General features: G+C 64.6%; 10 protein-coding genes. 8 read left to right on the top strand and 2 right to left on the bottom strand.

The window, feature by feature from the left end; all coding sequences use genetic code 11:
* Window positions 1-97: 97 nt before the first annotated feature.
* On the bottom strand, window positions 98-859 hold the full coding sequence (gene hutC, locus NKI39_RS32475) for a histidine utilization transcriptional repressor HutC (protein WP_352837037.1): 762 nt from the start codon (window positions 857-859) through the stop codon (window positions 98-100).
* Complete coding sequence (locus NKI39_RS32470) at window positions 856-2208, bottom strand: formimidoylglutamate deiminase (protein WP_352837035.1); 1353 nt, start codon at window positions 2206-2208, stop codon at window positions 856-858. Before NKI39_RS32470 ends, hutC begins: the two co-directional genes overlap by 4 nt.
* A 98-nt stretch (window positions 2209-2306) precedes the next feature.
* On the opposite strand from NKI39_RS32470, the gene hutI reads away from it, so the two are divergent.
* The 8 genes from hutI (at window position 2307) to NKI39_RS32430 (ending at window position 20750) form a co-directional block, all read left to right on the top strand.
* On the top strand, window positions 2307-3542 hold the full coding sequence (hutI, locus tag NKI39_RS32465; RefSeq protein WP_352837033.1) for an imidazolonepropionase: 1236 nt from the start codon (window positions 2307-2309) through the stop codon (window positions 3540-3542).
* Window positions 3539-5074 carry a histidine ammonia-lyase gene (gene hutH / locus NKI39_RS32460; protein ID WP_352501464.1) on the top strand — a complete coding sequence of 512 codons (1536 nt, stop codon included), beginning with the start codon at window positions 3539-3541 and terminating at the stop codon, window positions 5072-5074. Before hutI ends, hutH begins: the two co-directional genes overlap by 4 nt.
* Before the next feature lie 388 nt (window positions 5075-5462).
* The gene (hutG, locus tag NKI39_RS32455) at window positions 5463-6281 is read left to right on the top strand and encodes an N-formylglutamate deformylase (RefSeq protein ID WP_352771513.1); all 819 of its coding nucleotides are present in this window, start codon (window positions 5463-5465) and stop codon (window positions 6279-6281) included.
* 32 nt (window positions 6282-6313) lie between these two features.
* Window positions 6314-7984, top strand: a complete 1671-nt coding sequence (hutU, locus tag NKI39_RS32450) for a urocanate hydratase (protein ID WP_352837030.1) — start codon at window positions 6314-6316, stop codon at window positions 7982-7984.
* A gap of 8 nt (window positions 7985-7992) precedes the next feature.
* On the top strand, window positions 7993-8580 hold the full coding sequence (locus tag NKI39_RS32445; protein ID WP_352837029.1) for a HutD/Ves family protein: 588 nt from the start codon (window positions 7993-7995) through the stop codon (window positions 8578-8580).
* 267 nt (window positions 8581-8847) lie between these two features.
* Window positions 8848-17418 (top strand): glycoside hydrolase family 94 protein, encoded by an 8571-nt coding sequence (locus tag NKI39_RS32440; protein WP_352837026.1) that lies wholly within the window; start codon window positions 8848-8850, stop codon window positions 17416-17418.
* Between the two features lie 363 nt (window positions 17419-17781).
* Entirely contained in the window at window positions 17782-19551 is a 1770-nt protein-coding gene (locus NKI39_RS32435; RefSeq protein ID WP_352473659.1) for a glucan ABC transporter ATP-binding protein/ permease, read from the top strand.
* A gap of 446 nt (window positions 19552-19997) precedes the next feature.
* On the top strand, window positions 19998-20750 hold the full coding sequence (locus NKI39_RS32430; protein WP_352820534.1) for a heme ABC transporter permease: 753 nt from the start codon (window positions 19998-20000) through the stop codon (window positions 20748-20750).
* The last annotated feature ends 207 nt before the right edge of the window (window positions 20751-20957 follow it).

Raw genomic sequence — 20957 nt, 5'->3', positions numbered from 1 at the left:
CCCATCAGCCATCGCATCAAGAAATGCGCCTGGAACGACGACTATCTCATCAATGCCATCACTCATATGCGATAGCCCTGCCCTCAAGGGGGAGGGTTTACCCCTGCGACGGCGTGAACCGCGCCACCAGCGTGTGGTTTTCTGCCGCATAGGTGAAGCGGACATGGGTGACGGGGTGCTCGGCGCTCCATGTCCGCCGCTCGATCACCAGGCACGGCGCGCCGGTCTCGATGTCGAGCGCCGCCGCGATGTGCTGTTCGGCGGCAACCGCGCGAATGCGATGCTCGGCGGCACTCCACGGCACACGGCCGATCAGCCACGGACCGGGCGCCGTGTCGAAAAACGCCTCTTCGGCGGCCTCCGGCACGGCAGCCAGGTTGATCAGCCGCTGCTCGTGGGCGAACGGCCGCTTGCCGGCGAAATGCCGGCATTCCAGCACCAGCACGGGCCCGGCGACGTCGAGTTCCAGCAGGGCGCGGTCGTCGGCGCTGCTGCGCCTTCTGTTTCGCGCCATGCGCTCGTAGCGGTAGGGCAGGCCAAGTGCCTCGACCTCGATCCGGATGTCGTGGATTTCGAGAACGGCTGCCTGCGACTGCGGCTGGCGGACAAAACTGCCGGAGCGACGCCGGCGCTCGATCAGCCCGGCCTTGGCCAGTTGCGACAGTGCCTTGTTCACTGTCATGCGCGAACATCTGTATTCGGCCGTCAGTTCATGCTCGAACGGGATGCGGTGGCCGGGCGCCCAGGCACCCGACAGGATCCGTTCGCTGATGTCCGACAGGATGCGCTGGTGCAGCGAAAGAACCTCGCCGCCGTCCGCGCTTCCGGAATCCGCGCTTATTGTCCCGATTATGCTCATGCCGAAAGCGCCGTCATCACCTTGCGGAAGCGCTCGGCGATGGCATCGCGCCTGGCATGCATGCCGCCGCTGACCAGTTTCTTGCCATGCACCCAGACGCAATCGACCTTGGTGCCGTTAGCAAAAATCCAGGCATCAAGGATTGCATCGCCCGTCTTGCCGGCCAGCGATGGATGCTTGCCGTCGAGCGAGACGAAATCGGCCGAGGCACCTGCTGCGATCTGCGAGAGGCCGGCGCCCAGCGCGGCACTGCCACCATCGAGCGCGGCATCGAACAAAGCACGGCCGGTCGAGCCGCCGGCCACCGCCAGCACGTTGCGGGCGCGGTGGGCGAGGCGCTGCGAATATTCGAGCTGCCGCAACTCGTCCGGCAGGCCGATCAGTACGTTTGAATCCGAGCCGATGCCGAAGCGGCCGCCATGCTGCATGAACAAGGACGCGGCAAAGGTGCCGTCGCCGAGATTGGCCTCGGTGATCGGACAGAGGCCGGCAACGGCGCCGCTTTTCGCCAAATCGGTCGTCTCGGTCTCGGTCATGTGGGTGGCGTGGATGAGGCACCAGCGCTGGTCGACCTTGGCGTTGGCAAGCAGCCATTCGACCGGCCGCGCGCCGGACCAGGCAAGGCAGTCCTCGACCTCCTTCATCTGCTCGGCGATGTGGATGTGGATCGGCCCCTCCGGCACCATCACCGTGATGTTTTCCAGTTCCTCCGGTGTCACGGCACGCAGGCTGTGCGGGGCAACGCCGACGACGCCTTGATTCAGCGCGCGAATGGATTCGCGGCATTTCTCAACAAGCCGCGAGAACTGGTTCACATTGTTGATGAACCGGCGCTGGCCTTCATTTGGTGCAGCGCCGCCGAAAGAGGAATGCGCGTAGAAGACGGGCAGCAAAGTCAGCCCGATGCCTGTCTCGGACGCTGCGGCAACGATGCGCTGCGCCATCTCGGCGATGTCAGCATAGGGCCGGCCGTCACGGTCGTGGTGGAGATAGTGAAACTCGCCGACGCGCGAGAACCCGGCCTCCAGCATCTCGACATAGAGCTGGGCCGCAACCGCCTCGACCTGGTCCGGCGTCATCGACAGCGCGAAACGGTACATCACTTCGCGCCAGCTCCAGAAACTGTCGGCGGAAGGGCCGCGCAATTCAGCAAGGCCGGCCATGCCGCGCTGGAAGGCATGGCTATGCAGGTTCGGCATCCCGGACAAAAGGATGGCACAGCGCTCGTCGCCAGGCAGGAGCGAGGTATTCGCCTCGACCGTGGCGATCCTGCCGTCCGAGATGACGATCCGCACATTGCCGTACCAGCCGTCGGGCAGAAGCGCCTGTTCCGCAAAGATTGCCGTCACGTTTTTCTCCAAATCCCGGTCTGCCGTGCGATGATAGCGCTTGCAGTGCCTTTTCATATGTATATACATAATCGTCACCTATTGAAACGGAAAAGATGATGGCTGCAGAGAGCAAAAGCCGGGCAGGAGAGCTTCGCCTCTGGCGCAATGCGCGCCTCGCGACCATGGCCGAAAGCAGCCCCGGGTCAGGCGTTGTCGAGCACGGTGCAATCGCCGTGCGCAATGGCCGGATCGTCTATGCCGGGCCGGAAGCCGACATGCCGGCAGCACTTAGCAAAGGCGCCGAGGCGACCGACTGCGAAGGCCGCTGGATCACGCCCGGCCTGATCGACTGCCATACCCATCTGGTCCATGCCGGCAACCGGGCCAATGAATTCGAGATGCGGCTGGCCGGCGCCAGCTATGAGGAGGTTGCCAAGGCCGGCGGCGGCATCGTTTCCTCGGTTAAGGCACTGCGCGCCGCCGGCGAGGACGAGCTGGTCGCCCAGTCGCTGCCGCGCCTCGATGCGCTGATCGCGGAAGGCGTCACCACCGTCGAGATCAAATCCGGCTACGGTCTCGACCTCGAAAACGAGAAGAAGTCGCTGCGCGCCGCACGACGGCTGGGCGGTGAGCGGCCGGTGACGGTCAGGACCACTTTCCTCGGCGCTCATGCACTGCCGCCCGAAGCAAAAGGCGACAAGGACGCCTTTATCGATCTTGTTGCAAAGCAGATTTTGCCGGCCGTCGCCGCCGAGGGCCTGGCCGATGCCGTCGACGGTTTTTGCGAAGGCATTGCCTTTTGGCCGGAGCAGATCGCCCGCGTGTTCGATGCCGCAAAGGCGGCGGGCCTGCCGGTCAAGCTCCATGCGGACCAGCTGTCCAATCTGCACGGCGCCGAACTTGCGGCGCGCTATGGTGCGCTATCGGCCGACCACCTCGAATACACCGACGAGGCCGGTGCGGCGGCGATGGCGAAGGCCGGAACCGTGGCGACCATCCTGCCCGGCGCCTACTACTTCATCCGCGAGACCAAGAAGCCGCCGATCGCCTTGTTTCGCCAGCATGGCGTCAGGATGGCCGTTGCCACCGACAACAATCCCGGCACGTCGCCGCTGACCTCGCTGCTGCTGACCATGAACATGGCCGCGACGTTGTTCGGCCTGACCGTCGATGAATGCCTTGCCGGCGTTACCCGCGAGGCTGCCCGCGCGCTCGGGCTGCTTGGACAGACCGGCACGCTGGAGGCCGGAAAATCGGCCGATCTGGCGATCTGGAACGTCGAGCGCCCGGCCGAACTCGTCTACCGCATGGGCTTCAACCCGCTGCATGCCCGCATCTGGAGGGGACAATGACCGAACTCAAGCTAAGGCCGGGCAATGCCACGCTGGCCGATTGGCGCGCCATCTATCGCGGCGCCGCACTGAGGCTCGACGATGCCTGCCGGCCGAAGATCAAGGCCAGCGCCGAGGCCGTCGCCAGGATCGTTGCCAAGGGCGAGCCGGTCTATGGCATCAATACCGGCTTCGGCAAGCTGGCCAGCGTCCGCATCCCCGCCGCCGACCTGGAAACGTTGCAGCGAAACATCGTGCTGTCCCATGCCGCCGGCGTCGGCGAGCCGATGCCCGTCGCAATCTGCCGGCTGATGATGGCGCTGAAGCTGGCCAGCCTGGCACAGGGCGCCTCCGGCGTGCGGCCGCGGACGATCGAACTGCTCGAGGCGATGCTGGCCAACGACGTTATCCCCGTGGTGCCGGCGCAAGGCTCGGTCGGCGCTTCCGGCGACCTTGCGCCGCTGTCGCACATGACCGCCGTGATGATCGGCGTCGGCGAGTGCTTTACCCCGCATGGCCGCTTTCCCGCCAAGGTCGCCTTCGTTTCGCACGGCCTGGAGCCGGTGACACTGGGCGCCAAGGAAGGCCTGGCGCTGCTCAACGGCACCCAGTTTTCGACCGCCTATGCGCTTGCCGCTTTGTTCGAGGCGGAAGTGCTCTACCAGTCGGCACTGGTCGCCGGCGCGCTGTCGACCGATGCCGCCAAGGGCTCCGACGCTCCGTTCGATCCACGCATCCATCTGCTCAGGAAACATCGCGGCCAGATCGAGACGGCCGAGGCGTTGCGCAATTTGATGGCCGGCAGCGCCATCCGTGAATCGCACCGCGTCGGCGACGAGCGTGTGCAGGATCCGTATTGCCTGCGCTGCCAGCCGCAGGTGATGGGCGCAGCGCTCGACGTGCTCCGCAAGGCCGCCGAGACGCTCGGCACCGAGGCCAACGGCGTCACCGACAATCCGCTGATCTTTGCCGAGGACGACTCCGCACTTTCGGGCGGCAATTTCCATGCCGAGCCGGTCGCCTTCGCCGCCGACATGATCGCACTCGCCGTCTGCGAGATCGGCTCGCTGTCGGAGCGGCGCATCGCTATGCTGGTCGATCCGGCGCTGTCGGGCATGCCGGCCTTTCTCACGCCCAAGCCGGGTCTGAATTCCGGTTTCATGATCCCTCAGGTCACGGCGGCAGCACTGGTTTCTGAAAACAAGCAAAAGGCCTATCCGGCCAGCGTCGATTCGATCCCGACCTCGGCCAACCAGGAAGACCACGTCTCGATGGCGGCGCATGGCGCGCGCCGCCTCATCGGCATGGTCGAGAATGCGACGGCCGTCATCGGCATCGAATTGCTGGCCGCCGCGCAAGGCTGCGATTTCCACGCACCGCTGGCCTCGAGCGCGGCACTGGAGGCGGTGCGCCGGCTGGTCAGGGCAGAGGTGCCGCATCTCGACAACGACCGGCACTTCCACCCCGACATGGAGAAGGCCATCGCCATGATACGCAGCGGCGCGGCGGTCGAAGCGGCAAGCGCGGTAAAGCTGCCGGGGGTGACGTCGTGAGACGGTTCACCGTCACAGGCCGCGTTCTGTCGCGCCCCCCTCTGTCCTGCCGGAGATTGGCTGTCGTCTCGGCTTTCGCCAATCTCCAGCGTTGCAGGACTGAGCGAGGCGCCGAAGCTGCCAATCTCCCCACTAGAGGGGGAGATGTCCGGCAGGACAGAGGGGGGCGCTGTCCCGCCAACCTCAGCCCGGCAACACCGAAACTTTCAAATCCAGAAACAAAAAACCCGCCTCAAAGGCGGGTCGTCGGGCCGAATCAGCACCATACCGAATTTAGTAGCATAGCTGCCGGCACAAAGCAAGAACAAAATGCGTTGCGACCGGCAAAAAGCGAGGCCGGTGTTCACGGACGATTGCAAGGTCGCGTTCTGTCGCGCGGAGACTTCCGATGACCTCACCCTCCTGGCTCACCGTCACCCAAGGCACAGCACCCCTGCTGGTTTCGATCCCGCATACCGGCATCGATCTCGCCGGCCTCGACAGCCGGCTGGTCTCGCCCTGGCTCGGCCGCCGTGACGCCGACTGGTGGATCGACAAGCTTTATGACTTCGCCGAGAGCCTCGGCGCGACGGTCGTGCATACGGCGATTTCGCGCACCGTTATCGACGTCAACCGCGATCCGTCCGGCGTTTCGCTCTATCCCGGCCAGACGACGACCGGGCTCTGCCCGACAGAGACCTTTGACGGCGATCAGCTCTACCGCAAGGGTGAAGAGCCGGGGCCGTCTGAGATCGACGAGCGCCGCGAGAAGTTCTTCGTACCCTATCATGCCGCCCTGCAGGCTGAGATCGACAGGCTGCACGCTTTGCATGGGAAGGTCGTCGTCTATGACTGCCATTCGATCCGCTCGGTGCTGCCGCGCCTTTTCGAAGGCAAATTGCCGGTCTTCAATCTCGGCACCAATGACGGCAAGAGCGCCGATCCGACGCTGCAGGCGACGGTTGGCCAGATCCTCGCCGAAACCGGCGAGAGCTACGTCGTCAACGGCCGCTTCAAGGGCGGCTGGATCACGCGCCATTTCGGCCAGCCGCAAGCCGGCGTCCACGCGCTGCAGATGGAACTCTCCAACCGCGGCTATATGCGCGAGCCCGAAGGCAAGGGCGAACCGGCTAACTGGCCGGTGCCTTACGAGGCCGAATTCGCGGCGCCGATCCGCGTCACGCTGAAGAAGATCCTGGAAACCGCGATCGCCTGGGCCGAACGCTGACGCGCGGTGGACCTCACTCGAAAGGGACAATCATGACCGATCCTCGCCACAACATCCGTGAAGTGCGCAGCCCGCGCGGCAGCGAGCTCAACGCCCGCACCTGGCTGACGGAAGCGCCGTTGCGCATGCTGATGAACAATCTCGACCCAGACGTCGCCGAAAACCCCAACGAACTGGTCGTCTATGGCGGCATCGGCCGGGCGGCGCGCACCTGGAACGATTTCGACCGCATCGTTGCCTCGCTGAAGACGCTTGGCGACGACGAGACGCTGTTGGTGCAATCGGGCAAGCCGGTCGGCGTGTTCCGCACGCATCCTGACGCCCCGCGTGTGCTGATCGCCAATTCCAACCTGGTGCCGCACTGGGCGACATGGGAGAAATTCAACGAGCTCGATAGAAAGGGCCTGATGATGTACGGCCAGATGACGGCCGGCTCGTGGATCTACATCGGCACGCAAGGCATCGTGCAGGGCACCTACGAGACCTTCGTCGAGGCCGGCCGCCAGCATTATGGCGGCAATCTCAGGGGCAAATGGATCCTGACCGGCGGCCTCGGCGGCATGGGCGGTGCCCAGCCGCTCGCCGCGGTGATGGCCGGCGCCTGCTGCCTGGCCGTCGAATGCGATCCCGATCGCATCGATTTCCGGCTGCGCACCCGCTATGTCGATGAGCGCGCCGACACGCTCGACGAGGCTCTGGAAAAGATCGAGCGCTGGACCAAAGCCGGTGAGGCGAAATCGGTTGGCCTGGTCGGCAACGCCGCCGATATCCTGCCGGAACTGGTGCGGCGCGGCGTGCGCCCCGACATCGTCACCGACCAGACCTCGGCGCATGACCCGCTCAACGGCTATCTGCCCAAGGGCTGGTCGCTGGCCGAGTGGCGCGAGAAACGCACCTCCGACCCGAAGGCCGTCGAAAAAGCTGCCCGCGCGTCGATGCGCGAGCATGTCGAGGCGATGGTGGCGTTCTGGAATGCCGGCGTGCCGACGCTCGACTACGGCAACAACATCCGCCAGGTGGCGAAGGAGGAGGGGTTCGAGAATGCTTTTGCATTCCCGGGTTTCGTGCCGGCTTACATCCGTCCGCTGTTTTGCCGCGGCATCGGCCCGTTCCGCTGGGCAGCGCTTTCCGGCGATCCCGAGGATATCTACAAGACCGACGCCAAGGTGCGCGAGCTGACCCCCGGCAACACCCATCTGCACAACTGGCTCGACATGGCGCGTGAGCGCATCGCCTTCCAGGGCTTGCCGGCGCGCATCTGCTGGGTTGGGCTTGGCGATCGCCACCGGCTCGGCCTCGCCTTCAACGAGATGGTCGCCAGGGGCGAACTGAAAGCGCCGGTGGTCATCGGCCGCGATCACCTCGATTCCGGCTCGGTCGCCTCGCCGAACCGCGAGACGGAGGCGATGAAGGACGGCTCCGATGCCGTCTCCGACTGGCCGTTGCTCAACGCCTTGCTCAACACCGCGTCCGGCGCCACCTGGGTGTCGCTGCACCATGGCGGCGGCGTCGGCATGGGCTTTTCGCAGCATGCCGGCATGGTCATCGTCGCCGACGGCACGCCCGAGGCGGCCAAGCGCCTGGAGCGGGTTCTGTGGAACGATCCGGCGACCGGCGTCATGCGCCACGCCGATGCCGGCTATGACATCGCGATCGAGTGCGCCCGGGAGAACCAGCTCAACCTGCCCGGCATTTTGGGCTGAGCCGCGCCTTGCACATCCTTCGGGCAGCCGGATACCGCTCGATGCCGTGGAAGAACGGCGGCGGGGTGACGACGGAGATTGCCGTCTCGCCGCCTGGTGCCGGGCTCGACGATTTCGACTGGCGCGTCTCGATGGCGCTGGTCGAGGGCGGCGGGCCGTTCTCCGGCTTCGCCGGCGTCGATCGGACCTTGGCCCTGCTGGAAGGCGAGGGCATGATCCTCGGCATCGCCGGCCGGCTACCGGTCGAAATCACCAAGGCTTCCGCACCGCTTGCCTTTCCGGCCGACGTGCCGACGCAAGCCACGCCGATCGCCGGTCCGATCACCGACCTCAACGTCATGACCCGCCGCGCCCGGGCGATCCACACGGTCGAGCGCCTGCTGATTTCGGCTCCGACGGAGATCCAGGCCGAAGCCGATGAAACACTCATCCTGTGCGTCGACGGCGAACTCAGCGTGGCCGGCGCGGCGCCCATGCAACTTGGGCCGCTCGACGCGCTGTTGCTCGGGGCGCAAGCGCCGGAACTGCGCCTGGATCCGGTCCGGCCGGCCATGCTGTTCGTGATCCGCATCGACCGCATTGCCGGCAACGATTAACGTCTGTTTCCAAACATGATCGTGACGCCGGCCAAATATCGCGTAAGCTGGTCGCTGCATCACGAAAAAGCCTGAATCTTCCGCCGATCAGAAGCCGAAACGATGCTCATAGTGCTCGTCTGGAAGTTGTCGAAAGACGGCATCTTGTCGTGGTGCGGAAACAAACTTTCGGCCAAGTGTTGCGATGCAACCAATTGCATTTGGACCGGTTTTAGGGACATTGCCGTGGCGGTGACGCCGCACTGCGTCCCCAACACGGAACCTTAGATGAATATCCAGACCAATCTCGCACAGATCGAAAAGACGAGCGCCAGCTTCCCGGCTGTCACCGACGAGCCGATACGCTCCAATTTCCTGCCGGAAGATCGCCTGCGCGCTTTGGGCGCAGCCCTTGCCAATGGCGATGCCAAGGATTTGTTCCGTCTGACGCCTTTCGATTTTCAGGCGCGCATCCGCGACAGCGCCAGGAAAATTCTCGATGTCTACCGTTCCACCAACGCTGCCCAGGCGAGGGGCGAAACGATCACGCCCGCGGCGCAGTGGCTGCTCGATAACAACTACCTGGTCGAGGAGACCATTTTTCAGGTCAAGCGCGACCTGCCACGCCGCTTCTATCGTCAGTTGCCGACGCTGAAACTGTCGGATGGATCCAGCGTGCCGCGCGCGCTGGCGGTCGCGTGGACCTATGTCGCGCATTCCGACAGTTCCGTCTCATCGGCCATGTTCAAGGCGATCGTCGAAGGCTTCCAGTCCGTCGAGCCGCTGAAGATTGGCGAATTATGGGCGCTGCCGTCGCTGCTGCGCTTCGTCCTGATCGAGAACCTTCGCCGGATCGCGGTCCGCGTCAATCGCACGCGGGAACTGCGCCAGATCGCCAACGAGGTCGCCGACCGTGTGCTGGCGACGGACGACAGCGCCGACCGGCAGGCGATACTTTCCCACTACAGCGCCCATGCGCAGGACACCACCTTCGCCACCCAGTTGCTCTACCGGCTGCGTGACGGCTCGCAAAATGCCGGCAGGGCGCTGGAATGGCTGGAGGGCGAGCTGGAACGGACCGGCTCCGACGCCGAGGAGATCATCCTCAGCGAGCACCACACGCTGTCCAGCGGCAACGTGACCACCGGCAACATCATCCGCGGCCTGCGCCTGATCAACGACATCGACTGGACGGTGTGGTTCGAGGGCGTCAGTCGCATCGACACCTTGCTGCGCGAACGCACCGATTTCGCCGCGCTCGATTTCTTTTCGCGCGACCAATACCGGACTGCGATCGAGGAACTGGCGCGCCGTTCCGATCTCTCCGAATTTCGCGTTGCCGAAAGGGCGATCGAGCTCGCCGGCCATGCTGCCGATGCACCGGGCTCCGAAAACGGTCCGATCGCTCACACCGACGTCGGCTTCTTTCTGGTCGGCCCGCGCCGGCAGGAGCTCGAGCGGTCGATCGGCTACCGGCCGACCATCGGTAAGACGCTCAACCGGACCTTCCGCAAGACCGGATGGCTGGGCATCGTCGTGCCGGTGTTTGCGCTGACGGTCCTGCTTCTGGTCGTTTCCGGCAATGCGCTTGCCAATCTCGGCCTGTCGGTGCCGTCGATCGTCCTGATGCTGGCCCTGTTCGCGGTGCCGGCCAGCGAAGGCGCGCTCGCATTCTTCAACACCGTCGTCTCGCTGTTTTTGAAGCCGACGCGTCTCATCGGCTATGATTTCAGGCACGGTGTGCCGCCCGAGGCGCGCACGCTGGTGGTGGTGCCGTCGCTGATCGGCTCGCGCGACGATGTCGAGGAGAACATCCGCAACATCGAGGTGCATCACCTCGCCAACACGGCGGGCGAAGTCTATTTCGCGCTGCTTTCCGACTGGCCGGACTCCAAGACCGAGATCGACACGGCGGACGTCGAAATCCTCGAATTCGCCCGCGCCGAAATCGCCAGGCTGAACGCCCGCTATCCCTCGGAAGGGGCGCCGCGCTTTTATCTGCTGCATCGGCGCCGGCTCTACAACGCGTCGCAAGGCGTCTGGATGGGCTGGGAGCGCAAGCGCGGCAAGCTGCACGAATTGAACCTTCTGCTGCGCGGCGACAGCGACACCACCTTCCTGCCGTTGGAAGTGCCATTGCCGGAGAGCGTCGTCCACGTGATGACGCTGGACGCCGACACCCGCACCACCCGCGACGCCGTCGCTGCGCTGGCCGGCAAGCTTTGCCACCCGCTCAACCGTCCGCATTTCGATGTCGCACGGCGCGAGGTTACGGCAGGTTATTCCATCCTGCAGCCGCGCATCACCGCGTCGCTGACCAGTGGCGACGAGGCATCGTTCTTTCAGCGTGTCTTTTCCGCCAATCGCGGGCTCGATCCGTACGTCTTTGCCGTGTCGGACCTCTACCAGGACATCTTCGGCGACGGTTCCTTCACCGGCAAGGGTCTTTACCATGTCGACGCCTTCGAGGCGGCGCTGAAGGGTCGCATCGAGGAAAACACCATCCTCAGCCATGATCTGCTCGAAGGCGCCCTGGCGCGCTCGGCCTTGGTCACCGACGTCGAACTGGTCGAGGACTATCCGACCCGCTATTCGGTCGATGCGTCGCGCCACCATCGCTGGGCACGCGGCGACTGGCAGCTTCTGGGCTTCATCCTCAGCCCGCGCTCAAACGTGCCGGCGCTGTCGCGCTGGAAGATGGTGGACAATCTGCGCCGCTCGGTGACGCCGATCTTCTGGGTGATGGCCGCGATCGCCGGCTGGACGCTGCTGCCCTTCACGCAGGCCGCGCAATGGCAGGCGCTGCTGATCCTTACGCTGTTCATGGCGCCCACTTTCGACATCGTCAACGCCATCCTGCCGAAGAGCGGCGATCAGACGCCGCGCGGCCATTTCTCGGCACTGGCACGCGACGTTGCCTTCGGCACCGCCCTGGTGGCGCTGAAGATCGTGCTGATGGCGCATCTTGCCTGGATGATGGGCGACGCGATCATCCGCACGCTCTACCGCCTGTTCGTCAGCCGCCAGAACCTGCTCGAATGGCGCACCGCCTCGCAGGCACACAAGGGCGGCGACAACGATCTCGGCTCCTACTACAGCATCATGTACGGCGCGGTGATCATAGGCGTCGTCGGCCTCGCCGTGCCGGTGCTGGCCGATTCCACCGGCGCCTTCGTCGCCTTCTTCTTTGCCTTGTTCTGGATCGGCTCGCCCGCCATCGCCTGCTGGATCAGCCGTTCGGCCGAAACCGAGGACCGCCTGCGCATATCGGCCGCCGACATCCACGCGCTGCGCACCGTGGCGCGGCGTACATGGCACTATTTCGAGACCTTCGTGACGGCCGAGCATCACCATCTGCCGCCGGATAATTTCCAGGAAAGCCCGGCCCCCGTGGTGGCGCCCCGCACCTCGCCGACCAATATCGGCGTCTACCTGCTGTCGGTGATTTCGGCACGCGATTTCGGCTGGATCAGCCTCTCCGACGCCGTCAACCGCATCGACGCGACCATGTCGACCATCGAGAGCATGCCGCGCGACCGCGGCCATCTCTTCAACTGGTATGACACGACGACCCTGAAGCCGCTCTACCCGCTGTACATTTCGGCGGTCGACAGCGGCAATCTCGCCGGCCATCTGGTGGCCGTGGCCGCTGCCTGCGCCGAATGGGCCGAAGCGCCGTCGGTGCATGTGCAGGGCGACTTCGAAGGCATCCTCGACACCGTCACCATCCTCGACGAAAGCCTTGAGGAACTGCCCGACGACCGGCGTCAATTGCGGCCCTTGCGCCAGCGGCTCGCCGACCGTCTCGACGGCATGCGGCGGGCGGTCGAATTGATCAAGGCGCAGCCGGAGATGGCGTCGATCCGTACCATCAACCTGGCCGTCCTGGCCGGCGAGATACGCAAGCTCGCGACAGCCATCCACACCGAGGCCGCGTCGACCCAGAGCGACACCATCGCCGATTGGGCGGCCAGGCTCGAAGCCACCTGCGAGGCGCATGTGCACGACGCGCACAGCGACGAAAACGCGGTCGCGGCGTTGCGGGCCAAGCTTCTGACCTTGCGCGAGCGCACGCGCCGCTTCGCCTTCGAGATGGATTTCTCGTTCCTGATGCGGCCCGAGCGCAAGCTCCTGTCGATCGGTTACCGGGTCGAGGAGCATCAGCTCGACGAAAGCTGCTACGACCTTTTGGCGTCCGAGGCGCGGCTGACCAGCCTGTTCGCCATCGCCAAGGGCGATTTGCCGACCGAGCACTGGTTCCGGCTCGGCCGGCCGATCGTCGAGATCGGCTTCCAGGGCGCACTGATGTCCTGGTCCGGCTCGATGTTCGAATATCTGATGCCGCCGTTAGTGATGAAGGAGCCGCAAGGCAGCATTCTCAACCAGACCAGCAAGCTCATCATCAAGCGCCAGATCCAGTATGGCCGTTCGAAGAACGTTCCCTGGGGGATTTCGGAAGCGGCCTACAACGCCCGCGACCGTGAACTGACCTACCAGTACACCAATTTCGGCGTGCCCGGGCTCGGCCTGAAGCGCGGCCTTGGCCAAAACACGGTGATCGCGCCTTACGCGACCGTGCTGGCAGCGCAGTTCACGCCGCATGAATCCGTGCAGAACCTGGCCAGGCTGAGGCGGCTGGGCGCACTGGGCCGGCATGGTTTCTACGACGCGGTGGATTTCACGCCGCAACGCGTCCCCGAGGGCACCGACCACGCCGTCGTGCTCAACTACATGGCCCACCACTCCGGCATGTCGATTGCCGCAGTTGCCGATGCGATCTTCGAAGGGCGCCTGCGCGACCGCTTCCACAGCGATCCGGTGATCGAGTCGGCCGAATTGCTGCTGCAGGAAAGGGCGCCGCGCGACATCCCGACTGCGACCGTCAGGACCGAGGCCGACGAGCGCTCGAAGGACGAGACCGAGCTGGAAAGCCCGGATACCCGCATCGTGCTCGATCCGCTCCGGGCGCTCCGCTCGACCAGTGTCATGTCCAATGGCCGCTATTCGGTCATGGTCACCGCCACCGGCTCCGGCTACAGCCGCTGGGGCGAACTTGCCGTCACGCGCTGGCAGCCGGATCCGACCGAGGACCGCCTTGGTTCCTATATTTTCCTGCGCGACGCCAGCAACGGCGACTGGTGGTCGGCCACCGCCGAGCCGAAGCGCGCCGCCGGCGAGCGTGCGCAGACGCTGTTCTCCGACGACAAGGCGAGCTTCGTCAAATCGATTGGATCGCTGCGTTCGGAAGTCGAGTGCATCGTCATCTCGGAAGGCAATGGTGAGGGCCGACGGGTGACGCTCCACAATGATGGCCCCGCCGACCGGCATATCGAAGTAACCTCGTTTGCCGAACTGGTGCTGGGCTCCGAGCCCTCGGATAATGCCCATCCGGCTTTTTCGAAGATGTTCGTGGAAACCGAAATCGCGCCGAACAACGGCGCGATCTTCGCCACCAGGCGCAAGCGCGAAAAGGACGAACCCGACGTCACCATGGTGCATTTCGTCACCGACCCGTCTGGATCGGCGCGAGACGCCGAGGCGGAAACCGACAGGCGCGCCTTCATCGGCCGCGGCCGCACCATCACCGAAGCGGCTGCCTTTGATCCCGGCGCCAAGCTTGGCGGCCATTCCGGCTTCACCCTGGATCCGATCGCATCGCTTCGCCGGCAGGTGCGCGTGCCGGCCAACAAGAAGATTTCGCTGACGTTCTGGACCGTCGTCGGTACCCATCGTGCCGAATTGGATTCCGCCATCGCACGGCTCGACCATCCCGAAAGCTTCGCCCGCCAGGCGATGCTCGCCTGGACGCGCTCGCAGGTACAGACCCGGCACCTTGGCCTCAGCCTGTCCGACGCCGCCAATGTGCAGAAGCTGGCGCGCTATCTGATCTATCCCGATCCGTTCCTGCGCCTTCCGGGCGAATCCATCGTCTCCGGGCTCGGCAGGCAGTCCAGCCTGTGGCCGACCAGCATATCCGGCGATTTTCCGATTTTCCTGGTCAGGATCGCCGATGTCGCCGATCTGGAGATCGTCGCCCAGGCGCTTCGCTTCCAGGAATACATGCGCGCCCGCGGCATGATGATCGACTTTGTCGTCGTCAACGAGCAAGCGTCATCCTACGTGCAGGACCTGCAGCGCGCGGTGGAGACGCTGTGCGAAAACAGCCGGTTGCGCGGCAAGGAACTCGGACCCCGCCAGCACATCTTCGCGGTGCGCCGCGATCTGATGGAGGAAACGACCTACCGGACCTTGCTCGCCGTCGCTCGGGTGGTGCTGCATACGCGCAACGGCACCATCTTCGACCAGATCGAGCGCGCCGAGGCCGCGGCATTGCAGGCGCGGGACGCCGCCCTCCAGCCGGCAGACCTTGCAGCGCTTCGCGAGCCGTCCTTGCCGGTGCCGACGTCGCAAGCATCGGCCGCTCAGGCACTGATCGAGGGCCGCGTCGACGGCAGCGGGCTCGACCAATGGAACGGGTTCGGCGGCTTCGACGGCGGCGGACGCCACTACGTCGTGCGTCTTGCCGGCCGGGGCACGACGCCGCAGCCGTGGATCAACGTCATCTCCAACCCATCGTTCGGGTTCCACATTTCGGCTGAAGGCGCTGCCTTCACCTGGAGCCGCAACAGCCGCGACTATCAGTTGACGCCATGGTCGAACGATCCGGTCACCAACCGGCCGGGCGAGGGCATCTACATCTACGATCACGCCAGTGGCAGGGCGTTCTCGCCAATGGCTGCCGTGGTGCGTGATCCGACAATGACCTACGAAACCTGGCACGGGCAGGGTTTTTCGACGTTCCGCTCAAAACGCGGGCCGCTGTCGATGGACCTGACCCATGTCGTCGATCCCGTCGATCCGGTGAAGATATCGCGGCTGCGCATCCAGAATTCGGGTTCGGTGCCGATGCGGCTGCGCGTCTACGCCTATGCGGAATGGGTTCTTGGCGGCCATCGCTCGCGCACCGCTGCAAGCATTGTTCCGTCGAGGGATGCCGCAACCGGCGCATTGCTGGCGCAAAATCCCTATGGGCTCGATTTCGGCGAGCGGATCGCCTTTCTGGCCGCCGACGGTGCTGTGCATTCGGTCACCGCCGATCGCGGCGAGTTCATCGGCAGGCAAGGCACGAGCGAGTTTCCGCATGCCGTGCTGAGCGGCGCCGGCCTGTCCGGCCGTGTCGAGGCCGGCGACGATCCCTGCGCGGCCATCGCACGCGACATCGACATCGCTGCCGGCGGCGACGTCACGCTGCTCTGGCTGCTCGGCGACGCGGCCTCGCCCGAGGCGGCCAGCGCGCTGGTGCAGACCCATCGCTCCAGGGATTTCGATCAGCGGCTGGCCGACAACGAGCGCACATGGCGCGGCTTTCTCGACACCATCCAGGTCGAGACGCCGGACAAGGCACTCGACGCCATGGTCAATCACTGGCTGCCCTATCAGAGCCTGGCCTGCCGCATCCGTGCCCGCTCTGCGTTCTATCAGGCGAGCGGTGCCTTCGGCTTCCGCGATCAGCTGCAGGATACCTTGGCCTTGCTGGCGCATGACCCCAAGCTGGCGCGCGATCAGATCCTCAACGCGGCGCGGCGGCAATTTCCCGAAGGCGACGTACAGCATTGGTGGCTGCCGCGCACCGAGGCCGGGGTCCGCACCATGATCTCGGACGACGTGGTCTGGCTGGCCCACGCCACGGCCCGTTACCTGCTGGTGACCGGCGACACCGCGATCCTGAAGGAGCAACTGCCGTTCATCGAAGGGCAGGCGCTGGGCGAAGGCGAGCACGATGCTTTCTTCATCCCGGAAATCTCGAAGAAGACAGCCTCGCTCTATGACCATTGCGCGCGGGCGCTCGATCTTGCCGTCAAGCGCAGCAGCCCAGCCGGGCTGCCGCTGATCCTCGGCGGCGACTGGAACGACGGCATGAACCGCGTCGGCGAGCACGGCAAGGGCGAGAGCGTGTGGCTGGGCTGGTTCCTGCTGAAGACGCTGGGCGACTTTGCCGCTGTCGCCAAGGCGGAGCGCGATGCCAAGCGGGTGCAGGCCTGGACGAAGCACGCCGAGGTGCTGAAACGGGCGCTGGAAAGCACCGCCTGGGATGGCGAGTGGTATCGGCGCGGCAGCTTCGACGACGGCACGCCGCTCGGCTCGCGCAAGTCGGACGAGTGCAAGATCGACTCGATCGCCCAGTCCTGGAGCGTGCTTTCGGGCGAGGGCGACCCGGCGCGGTCGACCACGGCAATGGCGCAGGCGATGAAAGCGCTCGTCGACGACGACCTCAACATCGTCAAACTGTTCACCCCGCCCTTCTCGAAGACGGAAAAGGACCCGGGCTACATCAAGAGCTATCCGCCGGGGGTCCGTGAAAACGGCGGCCAATACACGCACGCGGCGACATGGTTCGTCATTGCGCTGGCCGAGATGGGTTGCACCGACGATGCCTACCGCTGCCTTTCAATGCTCAATCCGGTCTACCATGCTCTCGATGAAGCCGCGGCGGAGCGCTACCGCGTGGAACCTTATGTCGTCGCGGCCGATGTTTATTCCGGGCAAGACAAGGGCGGCCGAGGCGGCTGGACCTGGTATACCGGGTCGGCGGGCTGGCTTTATCGCGCCGCGGTCGAGAGCATTCTCGGCATAGAGCGCCGCGGACAGCGCCTCCAGTTCACGCCGAGACTTCCTAGCCATTGGGACGGCTATTCGGCAACTCTGAAGATGCTGGGCGCCGAGATCAAAGTACGCGTCGTCCGCGACAAAAAGGCCCGGGCCATCTCACTTGAAGTGAATGGCACGAAGACTAAATCTTCGTCCTTCGAGCCAAAAGCCGGAGATAGTGCCGAGGTGGTCGTCAGAATACCGGCCTAGATTCAAGGGCTTGGAGCGTCGCTTAGCGTTCCCAGGGCACGCACGGGCGCTCCAAGTGCCTCTACCGGTTATATTTGCGTTTGACCTTGCTGAATGCCTGCACACGACTTTACACGTCGTGCCCAGGGTCTTGCTGATTAAAATTGTGGCAGTGCTTTCCAGCTGCCATGATTTTGCCGCAACGCTGACATTTCACCTTTTATCTCAAACTGTTAGACGATCACGGCAAATTTCGAAGCGTCGTCATCTTTTGTTCGCGGAATGGGAACGGAAGAGCTAGACGAGCATTGTTTTGCGACGCGTCAACCGATACGAGTCAAAAAATGACGCACTGCACCATAAATAATTGGCGGAGTAGCTGAAGTGTCACTTCTGCAAATCTACTGGCGAGCCCTTGGTTATCTCGCTGCCGACAGGAAACGCGTTGCGTTTATCTGCGGGGCGAATGTCGCGCTTGCCATTATCGCCATTCTCGAGCCGATCATGTTCGGCCGGGTGATCGATGCCATTTCGGACCGCGGCTCGGTATTCGCGACGCTCGCAATGTGGGCCGGCCTCGGCGCGTTCAACATCATCGCCTTCGTGCTGGTGGCGCGCGGCGCCGACCGCTTTGCCCACCAGCGGCGCAGCGAGGTTCTTTGCCAGTCGTTCGAGCGCGTGATCACCATGCCGCTTGCCTGGCATCATCAGCGCGGCACCTCCAATTCCCTGCACACGCTCCTGCGCGCGGTCGAGACCTTGTTCAGCCTCTGGCTGGAATTCATGCGGCAGCATCTGTCGACGGCGGTTGCGTTGGTCCTGCTGGTGCCCACCGCGCTCAGCATGGATATCCGCATGTCGATGGTGCTGCTGGCGCTTGGCGCGCTCTATGTCGGCATCGGACGGCTGGTGATGCGGCGCACCAAGGAAGGCCAGGCGGCCGTGGAGCGGCACTACCACAAGGTATTTGCGCATGTGACCGACTCGGTCAGCAACGTCGCCGTCCTGCAGAGCTACAACCGCATCGGCCATGAGACCGAGGCGCTGAAGTGCTACGTCAAGAACCTGCTCGACGCACAGAATCCGGTGCTCGACTGGTGGGCGATGGCCAACGCGCTGCACCGCCTGTCGTCGACGATTTCGATGATGGTGGTGCTCTTGATCGGCGCCTATCTGGTGACGCACGGCCAGTTGCGCATCGGCGACGTCATCGCCTTTACCGGCTTTGCCACGCTGCTGATTGCCCGGCTCGACCAGATGTCGGCCTTCGCCAACCAGATTTCCGAGGCGCGCGCCAAGCTCGAGGAATTCTATCATCTCGAGGACTCTGCATCCGACGCCGCCGAGCCCGATGGGCTGCGCGATCTCGTCAACGTCACGGGTCATGTGCGTTTCGAGAATGTCTGCTTCGAGTTCGGCAATTCCGGGCAGGGCGTCGACGACGCGTCGTTCGAGGTCCAGGCCGGCCAGACCGTCGCCATCGTCGGCCCGACGGGCGCCGGCAAGACGACGCTCATCAACCTTCTGCAGCGCGTCTTCACCCCGTCCAGCGGCCGTATCCTGATCGACGGCATCGACACCCGCACGGTGACCCGCAAGTCGCTGCGCCATTCGATCGCCACCGTCTTCCAGGATGCCGGCCTGCTCAACCGCTCGATCGAGGACAACATCCGCGTCGGCCGCGCGGAGGCGAGCTATGACGAGGTCCATGCGGCGGCCAATGCCGCCGCCGCGCAGGATTTCATCCTGTCAAAGAGCGAGGGCTACGACACGGTCGTCGGCGAACGCGGCGGACAGCTGTCCGGTGGCGAGCGCCAGCGCATCGCGATCGCCCGCGCCGTGCTGAAGGACGCGCCCATCCTGGTTCTCGACGAGGCGACCAGCGCGCTCGACGTCGAGACGGAAGACCGCGTCAAGGACGCCATCGACGAATTGCGGCGCGGCCGCACCACCTTCATCATCGCCCACCGCCTGACCACCGTTCGCGATGCCGATCTGGTCGTGTTCATGGACAAGGGCCGGGTGGTCGAGATGGGCGGGTTCACCGAACTGTCGCTGCGCAACGGTCGCTTCGCCAGCCTGCTGCGCGCCGGCGGCCTGCTCAACGACGAGGAGGTCCGCCGCCTCAGCCGTCCGGTGAACGAAGCCGCTTGAGCAGCGCGGCTTGCCTTCTCCCCTATGGGAACCACAAGGGGGGCAGCGCCATCGCAGGTGGAGAGCCGAGGCTTTCGCTCTACGACGTACCCCCACCCCTAACCCCTCCCCACAAGGGGGAGGGAGACTTCCGTTGGCGCTGACCTCGGCAAATTTGCCTGCCTTTCGGCGCCAAAAGGGGAAGTAAGGGCATGCGGCAGCGTTCCCTCCCCCTTGTGGGGAGGGTTAGGGTGGGGGTCCATCTTCGTAAGAATCCAAATGCGATTGTGTCCGCCGCTCCGCTAAACACGGGGGCTGCGCGGCGGACACGCCAACGTCAACGCAATGCCACGCCATTTTGCAGAACTTGACGCACACAACTTGCCCCGCCGTTCACGGGGAGAACGGGAGACGCCGTACCGCCGCTGCGGTTGCCGCAACTCCGCCGGCGGTCTATGTAAGGCGGCATGAGCGACACGACTTCACGCCTCTCCGGCTGGATGGACCTTGCCAACCCGACGCGGTTCGTCGGGCTGGCCGACAAGGTCGTGCCGTGGCTGGCGAGCGTTGCCGCCATCATCCTCGCTGTCGGCCTCTACATGAGCTTCACGGCGCCCGAGGACTTCCAGCAAGGCATCACCGTTCGCATCATGTATATCCACGTGCCTTTCGCCTGGCTCGCCATGATGTGCTACACGCTGATGGCGGTCTCGGCACTGGGCACGCTGGTCTGGCGCCATCCGCTGGCCGACGTGGCGCTGAAATCGGCGGCACCCATCGGCGCCGTCTTCACCGCCCTTGCACTGATCACCGGTTCGATCTGGGGCAAGCCGATGTGGGGCACCTGGTGGGTATGGGACGCGCGGTTGACCTCGGTCTTCATCCTGTTCCTGATGTATCTCGGCATCATCGCGCTGACCCGCGCGCTCGACGATGCCGGGCGCGCCGCGTGGGCCGCCGCCATCATCACCCTGGTCGGCTTCATCAACATTCCGATCATCAAATTTTCGGTCGACTGGTGGAACACGCTGCATCAGCCGGCGTCGGTGTTCCGGCTCGGTGGCCCGACCATCGACCCAAGCCTGTTGTGGCCATTGCTGGTGATGGCACTCGGCTTCACCGTGCTTTTCTTCGCGCTGCACCTAGCGGCGATGCGCACGGAAATCCTCCGCCGCCGAGTCATTTCGATGCGCCGCGTCGCGGCAAGGCAGGCTAACTGACCGCCGTCGAGTTCCTTCGCGCCCCCCTCTGTCCTGCCGGACATCTCCCCCTCAAGGGGGGAGATTGAATGTCACGTATCGTTTCGCCAATCGCGAATGTTGAAAGAGAGGCGAAGCTACCGATCTCCCCCCTGTTTGGACCGGAGACATCGCGAACAGGTGTGCGAGGACATCGCGAACAGTGCTCCATGCTATCTCTCGACGAGG

Origin of the sequence: Mesorhizobium sp. M0664, assembly GCF_040320565.1 — a bacterium.
Classification (GTDB): Bacteria; Pseudomonadota; Alphaproteobacteria; order Rhizobiales; family Rhizobiaceae; genus Mesorhizobium.
The sequence above is the reverse complement of the archived record's forward strand: the minus strand, read 5'-3'. Positions and strand labels throughout refer to the sequence as shown.

Bases quoted from the DNA above. Each gene is read 5' to 3' on its own strand.
- hutU (WP_352837030.1), top strand. From the start codon at position 6,314: ATGACCGATCCTCGCCACAACATCCGTGAAGTGCGCAGCCCGCGCGGC.
- hutH (WP_352501464.1), top strand. From the start codon at position 3,539: ATGACCGAACTCAAGCTAAGGCCGGGCAATGCCACGCTGGCCGATTGG.
- hutC (WP_352837037.1), bottom strand. From the start codon at position 859: ATGAGCATAATCGGGACAATAAGCGCGGATTCCGGAAGCGCGGACGGC.
- hutG (WP_352771513.1), top strand. From the start codon at position 5,463: ATGACCTCACCCTCCTGGCTCACCGTCACCCAAGGCACAGCACCCCTG.
- NKI39_RS32430 (WP_352820534.1), top strand. From the start codon at position 19,998: ATGAGCGACACGACTTCACGCCTCTCCGGCTGGATGGACCTTGCCAAC.
- NKI39_RS32440 (WP_352837026.1), top strand. From the start codon at position 8,848: ATGAATATCCAGACCAATCTCGCACAGATCGAAAAGACGAGCGCCAGC.
- hutI (WP_352837033.1), top strand. From the start codon at position 2,307: ATGGCTGCAGAGAGCAAAAGCCGGGCAGGAGAGCTTCGCCTCTGGCGC.